The 15,920-nt window shown below is 60.6% G+C and carries 13 protein-coding genes and 2 pseudogenes; 7 read left to right on the top strand and 8 right to left on the bottom strand.

The features are described from left to right. Positions 1-729 (top strand): alanyl-tRNA editing protein, encoded by a 729-nt coding sequence (locus AC6CIA_RS22115; protein WP_498315121.1) that lies wholly within the window; start codon positions 1-3, stop codon positions 727-729. Positions 730-931: 202 nt separating this feature from the next. Here the strand turns inward: AC6CIA_RS22115 and AC6CIA_RS22110 are convergent. From AC6CIA_RS22110 to AC6CIA_RS22075, 8 genes and pseudogenes are all read right to left on the bottom strand, one after another. Continuing rightward, positions 932-1,120: pseudogene (locus tag AC6CIA_RS22110) on the bottom strand (ABC transporter permease); the annotation flags it as partial. Positions 1,121-1,285: 165 nt separating this feature from the next. Beyond that, positions 1,286-1,474 (bottom strand): annotated as a pseudogene (locus tag AC6CIA_RS22105) (ABC transporter permease); the annotation flags it as partial. Between the two features lie 166 nt (positions 1,475-1,640). Beyond that, complete coding sequence (gene prpD, locus AC6CIA_RS22100) at positions 1,641-3,125, bottom strand: 2-methylcitrate dehydratase (protein WP_498315119.1); 1,485 nt, start codon at positions 3,123-3,125, stop codon at positions 1,641-1,643. Positions 3,126-3,235: 110 nt separating this feature from the next. Beyond that, positions 3,236-4,426, bottom strand: a complete 1,191-nt coding sequence (prpF, locus tag AC6CIA_RS22095; protein ID WP_498315117.1) for a 2-methylaconitate cis-trans isomerase PrpF — start codon at positions 4,424-4,426, stop codon at positions 3,236-3,238. Positions 4,427-4,476: 50 nt separating this feature from the next. Then, a complete protein-coding gene (gene acnD / locus AC6CIA_RS22090; protein ID WP_498315115.1) occupies positions 4,477-7,071 on the bottom strand; it encodes a Fe/S-dependent 2-methylisocitrate dehydratase AcnD in 2,595 nt (864 codons plus the stop codon). A 205-nt stretch (positions 7,072-7,276) separates the two neighbouring features. Continuing rightward, positions 7,277-8,404 (bottom strand): bifunctional 2-methylcitrate synthase/citrate synthase, encoded by a 1,128-nt coding sequence (gene prpC / locus AC6CIA_RS22085; protein ID WP_498315113.1) that lies wholly within the window; start codon positions 8,402-8,404, stop codon positions 7,277-7,279. A gap of 194 nt (positions 8,405-8,598) precedes the next feature. Next, on the bottom strand, positions 8,599-9,492 hold the full coding sequence (prpB, locus tag AC6CIA_RS22080; protein WP_498315111.1) for a methylisocitrate lyase: 894 nt from the start codon (positions 9,490-9,492) through the stop codon (positions 8,599-8,601). After that, complete coding sequence (locus AC6CIA_RS22075; RefSeq protein ID WP_498315109.1) at positions 9,489-10,211, bottom strand: GntR family transcriptional regulator; 723 nt, start codon at positions 10,209-10,211, stop codon at positions 9,489-9,491. The genes prpB and AC6CIA_RS22075 overlap by 4 nt, the downstream gene beginning before the upstream one ends. Positions 10,212-10,484: 273 nt before the next feature. Here AC6CIA_RS22075 and rloA point away from each other — a divergent pair, with 273 nt between their 5' ends. From rloA to AC6CIA_RS22045, 6 genes are all read left to right on the top strand, one after another. Continuing rightward, positions 10,485-11,021, top strand: coding sequence for a retropepsin-like aspartic peptidase RloA (gene rloA, locus AC6CIA_RS22070; protein ID WP_084378918.1), 537 nt, complete (start codon positions 10,485-10,487; stop codon positions 11,019-11,021). A 5-nt stretch (positions 11,022-11,026) separates the two neighbouring features. Continuing rightward, positions 11,027-12,559 (top strand): osmotic stress tolerance membrane protein RloB, encoded by a 1,533-nt coding sequence (gene rloB, locus AC6CIA_RS22065; protein ID WP_339531497.1) that lies wholly within the window; start codon positions 11,027-11,029, stop codon positions 12,557-12,559. Further along, the gene (locus tag AC6CIA_RS22060; protein WP_339531499.1) at positions 12,559-13,545 is read left to right on the top strand and encodes an alpha-L-glutamate ligase-like protein; all 987 of its coding nucleotides are present in this window, start codon (positions 12,559-12,561) and stop codon (positions 13,543-13,545) included. Before rloB ends, AC6CIA_RS22060 begins: the two co-directional genes overlap by 1 nt. A 102-nt stretch (positions 13,546-13,647) precedes the next feature. Then, complete coding sequence (gene pabB / locus AC6CIA_RS22055) at positions 13,648-14,991, top strand: aminodeoxychorismate synthase component I (protein WP_498315105.1); 1,344 nt, start codon at positions 13,648-13,650, stop codon at positions 14,989-14,991. Between the two features lie 268 nt (positions 14,992-15,259). Then, entirely contained in the window at positions 15,260-15,562 is a 303-nt protein-coding gene (locus AC6CIA_RS22050) for a type II toxin-antitoxin system HigB family toxin (protein WP_498315103.1), read from the top strand. Beyond that, on the top strand, positions 15,562-15,918 hold the full coding sequence (locus tag AC6CIA_RS22045) for a helix-turn-helix domain-containing protein (protein ID WP_339531598.1): 357 nt from the start codon (positions 15,562-15,564) through the stop codon (positions 15,916-15,918). Before AC6CIA_RS22050 ends, AC6CIA_RS22045 begins: the two co-directional genes overlap by 1 nt. The last annotated feature ends 2 nt before the right edge of the window (positions 15,919-15,920 follow it).

The following is a 15,920-nucleotide window of genomic DNA, read 5'->3' as shown; positions in this document are numbered from 1 at the left end:
ATGTCCGTGCACACCATGGAAACCCTGGCGCTGTTCGACAGCGCGCCCTACCAGAACGCCTTCAGCGCCCGGGTGATTGCCGTCAGCGAACAGGGGATTGCCCTGGAACACACACTGTTCTACCCCACCGGCGGCGGTCAACCGGGCGACACCGGATACCTTACCCTGCCCGACGACACACGGATCAATGTGACCGGAACCGTTCGCGATCCCGTGCTGCGCTCGATCATCTGGCATCAGGTGGAACACTGTCCCACGCAACTGAGTGCGGGCGTGCAGGTGGACGCCAGCCTGGACTGGGGACGGCGTTACCAGCACATGAAAATGCACACCTGCCTGCACTTGCTGTGCTCGATCATCGACGCTCCCGTCACCGGTTGCAGCATCAGTGCCGACAAGGGCCGACTGGATTTCGACCTGCCGGAAATGACCCTCGACAAGGACAGCATCACCCGCGATCTCAATGCATTGATTGAACAAGCCCATGAAGTCAGGTCCTTATCGATGCCGGCTTCGGAGTACTCCACCTTGCTGCAGATCACCCGCACCCAGGCCGTGGCGCCGCCGGTGATCCAGGGCGCGGTCCGCGTGATTGAAATTGCCGGTATCGACATCCAGCCGTGTGGCGGTACCCATGTGATCAACACCGAGGAAATCGGTCGGGTGTTCTGTGAGAAAATCGAGAAGAAGAGCAAACACAACCGCAGGGTGATCCTGCGGTTCGAGTGAGTGCTCAGCCTGAGTCGAGTTGAGTGCACACACCGCGCCCAAAACTCCCCCCTGTGTTGAGGGGGCTTGTCCCCGTTGGGCTGCGCAGCGGCCCCAAAAAGGTTTCCCGGTTGATCCAGTCAAACCGGGATGACAGGTTTGAGGGCTGCTGCGCAGCCCAACGCGGGGCAAGCCCGCTCGCCACAAGAGTGACTCCGGCCTTTCAGCGGTTGTTCAGTACCCGCGCCAATCGATCCCCGCCCAACTGAATCGCCGCCACCAGCAACACAATCACGCTCAGCATGACCTGGCTGTCAAAACGCTGGTAACCATAGCGGTAGGCAATATCCCCCAGGCCGCCGACGCCAATCGCGCCGACAATCCCTGGCAGCGCTTCGGGCAGCAGCACGTGCCACAAACACCATCCTGTGGCGAGGGGGCTTGTCCCCGTTGGGCTGCGCAGCGGCCCCAAAAAGGTTTCCCGGTTGATTCAGTCAAACCGGGATGACAGGTTTGAGGGCTGCTGCGCAGCCCAACGCGGGGCAAGCCCGCTCGCCACAAGAGTGACTCCGGCCTTTCAGCGGTTGTTCAGTACCCGCGCCAATCGATCCCCGCCCAACTGAATCGCCGCCACCAGCAACACAATCACGCTCAGCATGACCTGGCTGTCAAAACGCTGGTAACCATAGCGGTAGGCAATATCCCCCAGGCCGCCGACGCCAATCGCGCCGACAATCCCTGGCAGCGCTTCGGGCAGCAGCACGTGCCACAAACACCATCCTGTGGCGAGGGGGCTTGTCCCCCGTTGGGCTGCGCAGCAGCCCCAAAACAAGCCGCTACGGAGTATCTGGTACACCGCATTCGGCATACTGGGGCTGCTGCGCAGCCCAACGGGGGACAAGCCCCCTCGCCACATTCGGGCATACGCGGGGTCAAATCACGAACAGGTCGACAAAGCGGTTCACCGGCGTCGCCTCCAGCCGTGCCTGATCTTTGCACAACGCAAGAATCTCGGCGCTGCGCTGGGCGGTGAAGCGCGTGGCGAGGTTGGACCTGAACTTGTCTTCCAGTAATGGAATGCCTTCTGCCCGACGCCGACGATGACCAATCGGGTACTCCACCGCCACCTGCTCGGTGCAGGTGCCATCCTTGAAAAACACCTGCACAGCGTTGGCAATCGAGCGCTTGTCGGCTTCCAGGTATTCCCGGCTATAGCGCGGGTCTTCGACGATTTCCATCTTGCCGCGCAACTCATCGATGATCGGATGAGCGGCGTGGAATTCATCCTCGTAGTGCTCCGCCACCAGATTTCCAAACGCCAGGGGCACGGCGGTCATGTACTGCAGGCAGTGATCGCGGTCGGCGGCGTTGGCCAATTGGCCGACCTTGGAGATGATGCGAATAGCCGATTCTTGGGTGGTGATGACGATTCGTTGAATCTCATGCAGACGATGTTTAACCCTCGGATGCAAGGCCACCGCGGCCTCGCACGCGGTCTGTGCATGAAACTCGGCCGGGAAACTGATCTTGAACAGCACGTTTTCCATCACATATGTGCCGTAGGGCTGGGACACACTGAACGCCCGCTGATCCTCGGGCTTGAGGGCCAGATCCTTGTTGGTATGACTGAACAGCACGTCATAGAAGCCCCACTGCGCTGCGCTCAACACACCGGGAATTCCCATCTCGCCGCGCATGGCAATGTCCGCCAGGCGCACACCCCGGCTCGACGCGTCTCCCGCGGCCCAGGACTTGCGCGACCCGGCGTTCGGCGCATGACGATAAGTGCGTAATGCCTGGCCGTCGACGAACGCCTGGGACAGGGCCGCCAACAATTGCTCGCGGTTGGCGCCCATCAGCTTCGCCGTGACCGCGGTGCTGGCGACTTTCACCAGCAACACATGGTCGAGGCCGACACGGTTGAAGGCGTTTTCCAGGGCGATCACCCCCTGAATCTCATGGGCCATGATCATTGCGTCGAGTACGTTGCGTACGGTCAGTGGAGCATCACCATTGGCCACGCGTTTTTGCGACAGATGATCCGCGACCGCCAGGATGCCGCCAAGGTTATCGGACGGATGTCCCCATTCGGCGGCAAGCCAGGTGTCGTTGTAGTCGAGCCAACGCACGATGCAACCGATATCCCACGCGGCCTTGACCGGGTCCAGCCGAAACGAGGTCCCGGGAACCCGAGCACCGAATGGCACCACCGTACCTTCGACGATAGGCCCCAGGTGCTTGGTGCATTCGGGGAAGCGCAATGCCAGCAGGCCACAGCCGAGCGTGTCCATCAGACAGTTACGGGCGGTGTCGAGGGCATCGCGGGATTCGGTACTGAACGTCAGCACGTAGTCGGCGATGTCCTGCAGGACCTGGTCATAGTCGGGACGGTTATTCTGGTCGACGTTGCTGGTCATGGCGGTACTCCGGAGTGGGTGGATGGTTGCCCTCGGGGTCACGGTATTTTCGGGAGCAGATCTTGGATGTCTGCTGGGTGGTGTTTTAGTCTTTGAATCGCCGCCTCGAGTTAAAAAGCATCTCCCGGCACGCGCACAAACCCTTCCATCAGCACCCGCGCACTGCGGCTCATAATGGCTTTTTTGACGACCCATTCACCGTTGACCTGGCTCGCTTCGGCCCCCACGCGCAAGGTGCCCGAGGGATGCCCGAAGCGCACCGCATTGCGCTCCACAGCGCCCGCCGCGAGGTTCACCAGCGTCCCGGAAATCGCCGCCGCGGTACCAATCGCCACCGCCGCCGTCCCCATCATCGCGTGGTGCAACTTGCCCATCGACAGTGCCCGCACCAGCAGGTCAATATCTGCGGCCTTGATTGCCTTGCCGCTGGACGCCACGTAATCCGCCGGCTGCGCCACAAATGCGAGTTTCGGCGTGTGCTGGCGCTGGGCGGCTTGATCCAGATGCTCGATCAAACCCATGCGCAACGCGCCGTGGGCGCGGATGGTTTCAAACATCGCCAAGGCTTGCGGATCGCTGTTGATCGCGCCTTGCAGCTCGGTGCCGGTGTAACCGAGCGCTTCAGCGTTGAGGAAAATCGTCGGAATGCCGGCGTTGATCAACGTCGCCTTGAAGGTGCCAACACCGGGCACTTCCAGGTCGTCGATCAGGTTGCCAGTGGGGAACATCGAGCCACCGCCACCCTCTTCTTCCGCTGCCGGGTCCATGAATTCAAGCTGCACCTCGGCCGCCGGAAACGTCACCCCGTCCAGCTCGAAGTCGCCGGTTTCCTGAACCGCGCCGTCCGTGATCGGCACGTGGGCGATGATGGTCTTGCCAATGTTTGCCTGCCAGACCCGCACCACGGCCACGCCGTTGTGGGGAATACGGGCGGTATCCACCAGGCCGCTGCTGACGGCAAAGGAGCCAACCGCCGCCGACAGGTTGCCGCAGTTGCCGCTCCAGTCGACAAAGGGCTTATCGATGGAGACCTGGCCGAACAAGTAATCCACGTCGTGATCGGCGCGGGTGCTTTTGGCCAGGATCACGGTTTTGCTGGTGCTGGAGGTCGCGCCGCCCATGCCATCGATTTGTTTATCGTAGGGGTCCGGGCTGCCAATCACGCGCAGCAACAAGGCATCGCGCGCGGCGCCTGGAACCTGGGCCGACTCAGGCAGATCCTTGAGGCTGAAAAACACCCCTTTGCTGGTGCCGCCACGCATGTACGTGGCGGGAATCTTGATTTGCGGTACGTGTGCCATGGTTGTCCTCGTCAGGCGCAGGGGAACTGAAATCCCCTGCCCCGGTTATGTCAGGCGGTCGCCGTCGACTCCAGGAAGTCCTGGGCAAAGCGCTGCAACACGCCGCCCGCCTCATAGATCGAGACTTCTTCGGCGGTGTCGAGGCGGCAGGTCACCGGCACCTCGACACGTTCGCCGTGCTTGCGATGGATCACCAACGTCAGCGTTGCTCGCGGGGTCCGCTCGCCAATGACGTCATAGGTTTCACTGCCGTCGATCTGCAACGTCTTGCGGTCGGTACCCGGCAGGAACTCCAGGGGCAACACGCCCATGCCCACCAGGTTGGTGCGGTGAATGCGCTCGAAGCCTTCGGCGGCAATCGCTTCCACACCCGCCAGGCGCACGCCCTTGGCGGCCCAGTCGCGAGACGAGCCCTGACCGTAATCGGCGCCGGCGATGATGATCAGCGGCTGCTTGCGCTGCATATAGGTTTCGATGGCCTCCCACATCCGCGTGACCTGGCCTTCCGGCTCGATCCGCGCCAGCGAACCCTGTTTGACCTTACCGTTCTCGAGCACCATTTCGTTGAACAGCTTGGGGTTGGCAAAGGTCGCGCGCTGCGCCGTCAAATGGTCGCCGCGATGGGTCGCATACGAGTTGAAGTCAACTTCCGGCAAGCCCATTTTCGCCAGGTACTCACCGGCGGCACTGTCGAGCATGATCGCGTTGGACGGTGACAAGTGGTCAGTGGTGATGTTGTCCGGCAGTACCGCCAGCGGGCGCATGCCCTTGAGCGGACGCGCGCCGGCCAAGGCGCCTTCCCAGTACGGCGGACGCCGGATATAGGTGCTCTGCGGGCGCCAGTCGTACAGCGGCGCGACTTTCGGACCGGTGTCTTCGTGGATCGCGAACATCGGGATGTAGACCTGGCGAAACTGTTCCGGCTTGACCGCCGCCTTGACCACGGCGTCGATTTCCTCGTCGTCCGGCCAGATGTCTTTCAAGCGGATCTCGTTGCCATCGGCATCCAGGCCCAACACATCCTTCTCGATATCGAAGCGGATAGTGCCGGCAATCGCATAAGCCACCACCAGCGGTGGCGAAGCGAGGAATGCCTGCTTGGCATACGGGTGAATGCGCCCATCGAAATTGCGGTTCCCGGAGAGTACGGCGGTGGCGTACAAGTCACGGTCGATGATCTCTTGCTGGATCACCGGATCCAGCGCGCCGGACATGCCGTTGCAGGTGGTGCAGGCAAACGCCACCACGCCAAAACCGAGCTTTTCCAGCTCATGGTCCAGACCGGCCTCCTCCAGGTACATCGCCACGGTTTTCGAGCCTGGCGCCAGGGACGATTTGACCCATGGCTTACGAACCAGGCCCAGCTTGTTGGCATTGCGCGCCAGCAGGCCAGCGGCGATCACGTTGCGCGGGTTGCTGGTGTTGGTGCAACTGGTGATGGCGGCGATGATGACTGCGCCATCGGGCATTTGCCCCGGGACTTCGTGCCACTGCCCGGAAATGCCCCTGGCCGCCAGGTCGCTGGTGGCGACGCGGGCGTGAGGGTTGCTCGGGCCCGCCATGTTGCGCACCACGCTCGACAGATCGAAGCTCAGGCCGCGCTCGTATTGCGCGCCTTTGAGATCATCGGCCCACAGGCCGGTATGCCGGGCGTATTGCTCGACCAGCGCGACTTGCTCGTCTTCGCGCCCGGTAAGCTTTAGGTAGGCGATGGTTTGCGGGTCAATGTAGAACATCGCCGCCGTGGCGCCATATTCCGGCGCCATGTTGGAAATGGTCGCGCGGTCGCCCAAGGTCAATGCCGAGGCACCTTCCCCGAAGAACTCCAGCCAGGCGCCGACGACTTTCTGTTGACGCAGGAACTCGGTCAGCGCCAGCACCATATCGGTGGCGGTGATGCCCGGTTGCAACTTACCGGTCAACTCGACACCGACGCTCTCCGGCAGACGCATCCACGAGGCGCGACCAAGCATTACGCTCTCGGCTTCCAGGCCACCGACGCCGATCGCGATCACACCCAGCGCATCGACATGCGGGGTGTGACTGTCGGTGCCGACGCAGGTATCGGGAAAGGCCACGCCGTCACGCACCTGGATCACCGGAGACATTTTCTCCAGGTTGATCTGGTGCATGATGCCGTTGCCCGGCGGGATCACATCAACGTTCTTGAAGGCCTTTTTGGTCCACTCGATAAAGTGAAAACGGTCTTCGTTGCGGCGGTCTTCGATGGCGCGGTTTTTTTCGAAGGCGTCCGGGTCGGCACCACCGGCCTCGACGGCCAGGGAATGGTCGACGATCAGTTGCGTCGGCACCACCGGATTGACCTGGGCCGGATCGCCGCCCTGCAGGGCGATGGCATCGCGCAGGCCGGCGAGGTCCACCAGCGCGGTCTGGCCGAGAATGTCATGGCACACCACGCGCGCCGGAAACCAAGGAAAATCGAGGTCACGTTTGCGCTCGATCAATTGGCTCAGAGAAGCCTTGAGCGTCGCCGGGTCGCAGCGTCGCACGAGGTTTTCCGCCAATACGCGAGAGGTGTACGGCAAGGTAGCGTAGGCACCGGGCGTGATTGCATCGACAGCCGCGCGGGCGTCGTAGTAATCCAGCCGACTGCCGGGTAGCGGTTTGCGGTATTCAGTGTTCATCGTCTGGACTCGGTCACGGTGGTTACAAAAGGCAGAACCGACGCAGCTCCTGCGCTGGGTATCCAATCCAAATGTGGGAGCGGGCTTGCTCGCGATTGCGGTGTCTCATTCAACGCATAGGGGGACTGTTACACCGCTATCGCGAGCAAGCCCGCTCCCACATTTTTGCTCGGGTTTCCAATCAGAGGATCGCCGGTCTCCTCATTCAGCGACGTTCGATTGGCACGAACTTGCGCTGATCAACGCCGATGTACTCGGCGCTTGGACGGATGATGCGGTTATTGGCGCGCTGCTCGAAAACGTGGGCCGCCCAGCCAGTCAGGCGCGAGCAGACGAAAATCGGCGTGAACAGCTTGGTCGGGATACCCATGAAGTGATACGCCGAGGCATGGTAGAAGTCGGCGTTGGGGAAGAGTTTCTTCTGTTCCCACATGGTCTTGTCGATGGCTTCGGAAACCGGGAACAACACGGTGTCGCCCACTTCATCCGCGAGTTTTTTCGACCAACCCTTGATCACTTCATTGCGCGGATCGTTGTCCTTATAAATCGCGTGGCCGAAGCCCATGATCTTGTCCTTGCGCGCCAGCATGCCGAGGGTGCCTTCGACTGCTTCCTGCGCCGAGGCGAAACGCTCGATCATTTCCATCGCCGCCTCGTTGGCCCCGCCGTGCAGCGGACCGCGCAGCGAACCAATGGCGGCGGTGACGCAGGAGTACAGGTCCGACAGGGTCGAGGCACAGACACGCGCGGTGAAGGTCGAAGCATTGAATTCGTGCTCGGCGTAGAGAATCAGCGAGACGTTCATGACCTTGACGTGCAACTCGCTCGGTTTCTTGCCATGCAACAGGTGCAGGAAGTGACCGCCGATGGACGACTCGGCGGTGACGCAGTCGATGCGCTGGCCGTCGTGGCTGAAGCGATACCAGTAGCACATGATCGCCGGAAAGGCGGCCAGCAGGCGGTCGGTGATGTCACGCTGGGCGCTGAAGTCTTGCTCCGGCTCGATATTGCCCAGGAACGAACAACCGGTACGCATCACGTCCATCGGATGAGCATCGGCGGGAATGCGCTCAAGCACCTCTTTCAAGGCTTGTGGCAAGTCCCGCAGCGTCGCCAGTTTGGCGGTATAGGCGGCCAGTTCGGCCTGGTTCGGCAGTTCGCCGTACAACAGCAGGTAGGCGACCTCTTCAAATTGCGCATCGGCGGCCAGTTCACGCACATCGTAGCCACGGTAAGTCAGCCCGGCGCCCGCCTGGCCCACGGTGGACAGTGCGGTCTGCCCGGCAACCTGGCCACGCAGGCCGGCGCCACTCAATACTTTTGCTTCAGCCATGTCAGTTCTCCAATGTTGTATTTATCAGGGAGGCGTGCTCACAACACACAACCGGGTGCAGGAGCGAGGCGCGCGCGCCTAGCCCTTGCTCGCGAAAAACTTCAGGGCGCCCTGTGCATTCAGGTCGAGCGCGTTATCGTTGACGGTCTTCGCGGGCAAGCCCGCTCCTACAGGTAAAGGTGTTCGCAATGCCTTTACTTCTTGGCGGCAAACAGCGCGTCGAGTTTCTGCTCGAAGGTGTGGTAGTCGATGCGATCGTAAAGCTCCATGCGGGTTTGCATGGTGTCGATCACGTTCTGCTGCGTACCGTCGCGACGAATCGCGGTGTAGACGTTTTCCGCTGCCTTGTTCATCGCGCGAAAAGCCGACAGCGGGTACAACACCAGTGAAACATCGGCAGATTTCAACTGTTCGACGGTGTACAGCGGGGTTGCACCGAATTCAGTGATGTTGGCAAGGATCGGCGCCTTCACGCGGGCGGCGAACAATTTGTACATGTCCAATTCGGTGATGGCTTCCGGGAACACCATGTCGGCACCGGCTTCGATGCAGGCCGCGGCGCGCTCCAGTGCAGACTCCAGACCTTCGACGGCCAGCGCGTCGGTGCGCGCCATGATCACAAAACTGTCGTCGGTGCGTGCGTCCACCGCGGCCTTGATGCGGTCGACCATCTCCTGCTGGGACACGATCTCTTTATTGGGACGATGACCACAGCGCTTGGCACCCACCTGGTCTTCGATATGGAGCGCGGCGGCGCCGAACTTGATCATCGACTTGACCGTACGCGCCACGTTGAAGGCCGAGGAACCGAAACCGGTGTCCACGTCCACCAGCAGCGGCAAATCGCAAACGTCGGTGATACGGCGCACGTCGGTCAGTACATCGTCGAGGCCGGTGATGCCCAGGTCGGGCACACCGAGGGAGCCGGCAGCCACACCGCCACCGGACAGATAGATCGCCTTGAAGCCGGCTCGCTTGGCCAGCAATGCATGATTGGCGTTGATCGCGCCCACCACTTGCAGAGGTTGTTCACTGGCGACGGCATCGCGAAAACGCTGGCCTGGAGTACTGTTGTTAGGGGAACTCATGACTCACCTCGTGGAGTGGCTGTCTGGGGGGCGCCGTCCTGGAAATGGCGGGCGATATTGCGTTTGGAGGCGCCGATATGACGGCGCATCAACAACTCGGCCAGTTCACCGTCGCGCTCGGCAATCGCGTCAAGAATGCGGTGATGCTCGGCAAAGGCCTGGCGTGGACGATTGGGGGTGGCGGAGAACTGGATGCGGTACATGCGCACCAACTGATACAGCTCGCCGCACAACATTTGAGTCAGGGTGCGATTGCGCGCACCTTGAATGATCCGGTAATGGAAATCGAAGTCGCCCTCCTGCTGGTAGTAACCGACCCCGGCCTGGAACGCCGCATCACGCTCGTGGGTGTGCAGCACTTGGCGCAACGCTTCGATTTCTTCGCAAGTCATGCGCTCGGCCGCCAGACGGCACGCCATGCCTTCGAGGGATTCGCGGATCTCGTAGAGTTCCACCAGTTCCGCCTCGCTCAGGGACACCACCCGTGCGCCCACATGGGGCACGCGCACCAGCAGGCGCTGGCCTTCCAGGCGGTGGATCGCCTCACGCAGCGGCCCCCGGCTGATACCGTAGGTGCGCGCCAGCTCCGGCTCGGAGATTTTGCTACCAGGCGCGATCTCGCCCTTGACGATGGCGGCCTGGATACGGCGGAAGACGTTCTCGGACATGGTTTGGGAATCGTCCGACCCCACCACCGAATTTTCCAGCTGACCGAGCATATTGTCGACACCCTTTAAAACCAGTGCCGCAAAAACTAGCCAATCAACTCAAAATAGTCAAAGAATAAATACACATTGTCGACAATCGTCTAATAACGGCTGTTATATGCCTAAACGTTATGGCCGGCTGCCAGCGCTGGCGCCAGAAAACCTTCATGCTAGAATGCCCGTCGCATTTGCCTGACATCCATTGATGAAAAGGCGCACGAGGGAGCTTGCGCAGTAATGCCAGTCGCCTTGACCTAAACATCGCACTGCACCGCCTCAGGATTTATGAGACTCAAGCCCTTCCCCCTAATGCTATGCCTACTCTGTGTACCGGGCCTTGGCGTCGCCGCCGAGAAGACCGTGTATGGCCTCAATGAATACGCCAAACTGGCGGGCATTGACCTGGAAGTCGCCGCCAAACTCGATACCGGCGCCAAGACGGCGTCCCTGAGTGCCCGAGACATCAAGCGCTTCAAGCGCAACGGTGAATCCTGGGTCCGCTTCTACCTGGCCATCGACACCGCTCACTCACACCCCATCGAACGTCCCCTGGCACGCGTCAGCAAGATCAAGCGCCGCGCCGGGGATTACGACCCTGATGAGGACAAAAACTACACCGCCCGTCCGGTTATCGCCCTGAACATCTGCATGGGCACCGCTTTACGCAGCATCGAAGTGAACCTGACTGACCGCAGCGCCTTCCAATACCCGCTGCTGATCGGCTCCGAAGCCTTGAAACGCTTTGATGCGCTGGTCGACCCCAGCCTTAAATACGCAGCGGGCAAACCTGCCTGTGCCACCGACGCTCATACCGCCGAGTAATTCCAATGCGCTCTCTTACGATACACCTGAAGATTCTGATCGCCATCCTGGTGGTACTGGGTATTTCGATCACGGCCTATCAGATTTTCGTCCTGGGGATCCCGGTGACGGAAGACGCCACTGACGACCTGTGGAACATCGACGCCAAGGTCGAATTCGTCGCCAACGCCAAGGACCCGGTGAAAATCCAGATGTTCGTGCCGCCCTTGAGCACCGACTTCGTCAGCCTCAACGAGAGTTTCATTTCCAACAACTATGGCGTGAGCGTCAACCGTATCGACGGCAACCGCAAGGTCACCTGGTCCGCCCGGCGCGCCCAGGGTAAACAGACGCTCTACTACCGCCTGGTACTGACCAAGCGCTATGTCGGGGATAAAACCAAGGTCAAGGGCCCGACCTTTCGCGACAGCATTGCCGTGGAAGGCCCGGAAAAAGTGGCTGCCGAAGCCTTGCTCGCGCCAATTCGCCAGCACTCGGCGGACGTCGAAACCTTTATCAGCGAAGCCATCAAGCGCACCAACAACCTCAATGACGACAATGTAAAGCTGCTGCTGGCGGGCGACCCGTCGACACCGAACAAGGCCAGGATCATCGAGCTGCTGCTGTCCATCGCCCACGTCCCGGTGGAAAAGGTCCACACCCTGCGCCTGGCCGCCGACCTGCCGCAAACCCCGGAACTGTGGCTGCGCAGTTTTAATGGCAACGAATGGCTGTACTTCAACCCGGAGACCGGCCAACAGGGCCTGCCCTCCGATCGCCTGCTGTGGTGGACCGGCGATGAAAACCTGATCTCGGTCGACGGCGGCAAAAAGGCCACGGTGACGTTCAGCCTGAACAACAGCGAAATGAACGCCATTCGCCTGGCCAAGCTGACGGACGAAAACACTGACGCCAACTTCCTCGAATACTCGCTCTACGGCCTGCCGCTGCAAACCCAGCAGACCTTCATGATCATGGTGATGATCCCGATTGGCGTGCTGGTGATCCTGATCCTGCGCAACCTGATCGGCCTGCAGACCTTGGGTACCTTTACTCCGGTATTGATCGCCCTGGCGTTCCGCGAAACGCAGTTGGGCTTCGGCATCGTGTTGTTCACGGTGATTACCGCGCTCGGTTTATCCCTCAGGTCTTACCTTGAGCATTTGAAATTGCAGATGCTGCCAAGACTTTCGGTGGTACTGACCTTTGTCGTGGTGCTGATCGCAGCCATCAGCCTGTTCAGCCATAAACTGGGACTGGAACGCGGCTTGTCGGTGGCGCTGTTCCCGATGGTGATTCTGACCATGACCATCGAACGCCTGTCCATTACCTGGGAAGAACGTGGCGGCGGTCATGCCATGAAAGTGGCGATCGGTACGCTGTTCGCGGCCACCCTGGCGCACCTGATCATGAGCGTGCCTGAGCTGATCTACTTCGTGTTCACCTTCCCGGCGATCCTGTTGATTCTGGTGGGCTTCATGCTGGCCATGGGTCGCTATCGCGGCTATCGCCTGACCGAGCTGGTGCGTTTCAAAGCCTTCCTCAAGGCTGATTCGTAATGTTCGGGTTCTGGAAAACCTGGAAAGCCCTGCAGGCGCGGGGAATCATGGGCATCAATCGGCGTAACGCCGACTACGTGCTCAAGTACAACAAGCGCAGCCTGTATCCGATTGTCGATGACAAGATCATTACCAAGGAACGGGCCATCGCCGCCGGCATCCATGTGCCGGAAATGTACGGGGTCATTTCCACCGAGAAGGAAATCGACAAGCTCGACGAGATCATCGGCGGGCGCAGCGACTTCGTGATCAAGCCGGCCCAGGGCGCCGGTGGTGACGGCATCCTGGTGATTGCCGACCGTTTCGAAGGACGCTATCGCACGGTGTCCGGCAAGATCATCAGCCACGAAGAAATCGAACATCAGATTTCCAGCATCCTCACCGGTTTGTACTCCCTGGGCGGCCACCGTGACCGGGCGCTGATCGAATACCGCGTGGTGCCCGACCAGATCTTCAAAAGCATCAGCTACGAAGGCGTGCCGGACATCCGCATCATCGTGCTGATGGGCTACCCGGTGATGGCTATGTTGCGTCTGCCTACCCGGCAGTCGGGCGGCAAGGCCAACCTGCACCAAGGCGCGATCGGTGTCGGTGTGGACCTGGCCACCGGCCTGACCCTGCGGGGCACCTGGCTGAACAACATCATCACCAAGCACCCGGACACCACCAACGCGGTCGATGGCGTGCAGTTGCCCAACTGGGACGGCTTCATGAAGCTCGCCGCCAGTTGCTATGAACTGTGCGGCCTGGGTTATATCGGCGTGGACATGGTGCTGGACCAGGAGAAAGGCCCGCTGATCCTGGAACTGAATGCCCGGCCGGGGCTGAATATCCAGATCGCCAACGACTGTGGCCTGACCTTGCGTACCCACGCGGTGGAAGCGCGGCTGGAAGCGTTGAAGGCGGCCGGCGTGACCGAGACGGCAGACGAGCGCGTTAAATTTGCCCAAGAGATGTTTGGGCATATTCCTCCTGTGGAGGGTTGAAGCGACAAGCTGCAAGCGGCAAGAAAGGCCAATGTGCCTGCGCTTGTAGCGTGTAGCTTGTATCTGCTCTAATCCCCCTCTTCGATGGCCGAACCGCCCCGCATGTCGACCTGTTCCGTTCACCCGCTGCCCTACCGGGCAGACCCGGCCGAATACTTCACGGCCATTCGCCATGCGCCCGGCGCGGTGCTGCTGGACAGCGGCCGACCCGCTGCGGAGCGTGGTCGCTATGACGTGCTCAGCGCCTGGCCGGAGGCAACACTGGCGGTGTGGCCGGATGAAAGCGGCAGCGATTTTCTGCAACGGTTGCGGGAAAATCTTACCCGGCTCGGGGAGGCCGTGCTGCCGGCACCTTATGAACTGCCATTTGCCGGTGGCTTGATCGGTTACCTGAGCTACGACTTCGGCCGGCACCTGGAACAACTGCCGCAGCAGGCGATGGACGACCTGCGCCTGCCCGACGCGCGTTTCGGCCTGTACGCCTGGGCGTTGATCAGCGATCACCACGCCCGTACCAGCCAACTGGTGTTTCATCCGAAACTGGCGCAAAGCGAACAGCAACGACTGATGGCGCTGTTCAGCCAGCCGACGCCAAGCCTGCCCGCCAACTTCACACTGCACAGCCGCATGAACCCGGACCTGAGCGTCGACGCCTATGAGCAGGCTATCGCGCGTATCCAGGACTACATCCAGGCGGGTGACTGTTATCAAGTCAATTTCGCCCAACGCTTTCGCGCTGCATGCAGTGGCGATCCATGGGCGGCTTATTGCGCCCTGCGTGCGGCCTGCCCGACACCCTTTTCCGGCTTCCAGAGCCTGCCGGACGATGGCGCGGTGTTGAGCCTGTCGCCAGAGCGTTTTGTCAAAATCAGCCAGCGCCAAGTGGAAACCCGACCGATCAAAGGCACCCGCCCGCGCGGACAGACCGCCGATGACGACGCCGCCAACGCGGCCGAACTCCTGGCCAGCCCCAAGGATCGCGCGGAGAACCTGATGATTGTCGACCTGCTGCGCAACGATCTCGGCCGCACGTGCCGCACCGGCTCGGTCAAGGTGCCGGAATTGTTCAGCCTCGAAAGCTATCCAAACGTGCACCATTTGGTCAGTAGTGTCACGGGTGAACTGGCGGACGACAAAGACGCGCTCGACCTGATCGCCGGCAGCTTCCCCGGCGGTTCGATCACCGGCGCCCCGAAAATTCGCGCCATGCAGATCATCGATGAACTGGAACCGACCCGGCGCGGCTTATATTGCGGCTCGTTGCTGTACCTCGACGTACGCGGCGAAATGGACAGCTCCATCGCCATTCGCAGCTTGCTGGTCAAGGACGGACAGATCAGTTGCTGGGGCGGCGGCGGGATCGTCGCTGATTCTGAATGGCAGGCGGAGTACCAGGAGTCGCTGACCAAGGTGCGGGTGTTGCTACAGACTTTGGAAGGTCTGTAGGGCCAGGCGTCAACAGCGTATTCGCATCGCTGAAAAACCCTGACTCAGAACGTGGGTGGACCCTGTACGAACTGGCGGATAGCGTCCAGCTCCACTATTCCATCCAGCTGTTTGTGAGGGATCACATGGAGCGACCGCTTGCTGTCCCGCCCGTTTTATTACCCGTGCCATTCGCGCCGGGCTCTGTACCAACCGCATACAAGATGTTTCCGAGTTTGCATTGTTTGACGGCGCGGCCTAGCATCTCCCAAATTGGGAGGTTGTCACGATGCGCATAATCGCACGGGCTACCTTACGGGCGTTCTGGGAAAGTCACCCGGCCTATGCCAACGCTGAAATCCCGTTGATTGAATGGTATCGCCACATGGAGAAAACTTGTTATCTCACGCCACAGGATCTCAAGACCGAGCTACGAACGGCCAGCATCCTTAAAGGCGGGAGAGTGGTGTTCAACGTGGGCGGTAATAAATATCGGGTGATCATGGCAATCGATTACCCAAGACAATTGGGCTTCATCCGATTCGTGGGAACTCACGCCCAGTACGATCAGATCAACGCGGAGACCGTGTGATGGACATTAAACCCATTCGTACCCCTGAGGATCTGGCCGCTGCGCTTGCGCGCGTGGAGCAGCTCTGGGGCGCACAAATTGGTTCTATAGAGGGCGATGAGCTGGAAATCCTCGCCCTCTTGATTGAGAAGTACGAAGAACAGCACTTCCCGATGCCACCTTCCGATCCGGTTGAGGCGATCAGGTTTCGCATGGAACAGCTGGGTTTGACTGCTCGGGATCTGGAGCCGTTTATCGGTACCAGCGGGCGGGTTTCAGAGGTGCTGAACCACAAGCGCAAGCTGAGTCTGCCAATGATCAAGCGGTTGCATGAAGGTTTGCGCATTCCTTACGAACGATTGCTTGCGGACGTTTAACA

This window comes from Pseudomonas sp. GQ91, from assembly GCF_059758795.1.
Note: the sequence above shows the minus strand (reverse complement) of the source record. Positions and strands in the feature narration are given on the sequence as shown.

Bases quoted from the DNA above. Each gene is read 5' to 3' on its own strand.
- AC6CIA_RS22115 (WP_498315121.1), top strand. From the start codon at position 1: ATGTCCGTGCACACCATGGAAACCCTGGCGCTGTTCGACAGCGCGCCC.
- prpD (WP_498315119.1), bottom strand. From the start codon at position 3,125: ATGACCAGCAACGTCGACCAGAATAACCGTCCCGACTATGACCAGGTC.
- prpF (WP_498315117.1), bottom strand. From the start codon at position 4,426: ATGGCACACGTACCGCAAATCAAGATTCCCGCCACGTACATGCGTGGC.
- acnD (WP_498315115.1), bottom strand. From the start codon at position 7,071: ATGAACACTGAATACCGCAAACCGCTACCCGGCAGTCGGCTGGATTAC.
- prpC (WP_498315113.1), bottom strand. From the start codon at position 8,404: ATGGCTGAAGCAAAAGTATTGAGTGGCGCCGGCCTGCGTGGCCAGGTT.
- prpB (WP_498315111.1), bottom strand. From the start codon at position 9,492: ATGAGTTCCCCTAACAACAGTACTCCAGGCCAGCGTTTTCGCGATGCC.
- AC6CIA_RS22075 (WP_498315109.1), bottom strand. From the start codon at position 10,211: ATGCTCGGTCAGCTGGAAAATTCGGTGGTGGGGTCGGACGATTCCCAA.
- rloA (WP_084378918.1), top strand. From the start codon at position 10,485: ATGAGACTCAAGCCCTTCCCCCTAATGCTATGCCTACTCTGTGTACCG.
- rloB (WP_339531497.1), top strand. From the start codon at position 11,027: ATGCGCTCTCTTACGATACACCTGAAGATTCTGATCGCCATCCTGGTG.
- AC6CIA_RS22060 (WP_339531499.1), top strand. From the start codon at position 12,559: ATGTTCGGGTTCTGGAAAACCTGGAAAGCCCTGCAGGCGCGGGGAATC.
- pabB (WP_498315105.1), top strand. From the start codon at position 13,648: ATGTCGACCTGTTCCGTTCACCCGCTGCCCTACCGGGCAGACCCGGCC.
- AC6CIA_RS22050 (WP_498315103.1), top strand. From the start codon at position 15,260: ATGCGCATAATCGCACGGGCTACCTTACGGGCGTTCTGGGAAAGTCAC.
- AC6CIA_RS22045 (WP_339531598.1), top strand. From the start codon at position 15,562: ATGGACATTAAACCCATTCGTACCCCTGAGGATCTGGCCGCTGCGCTT.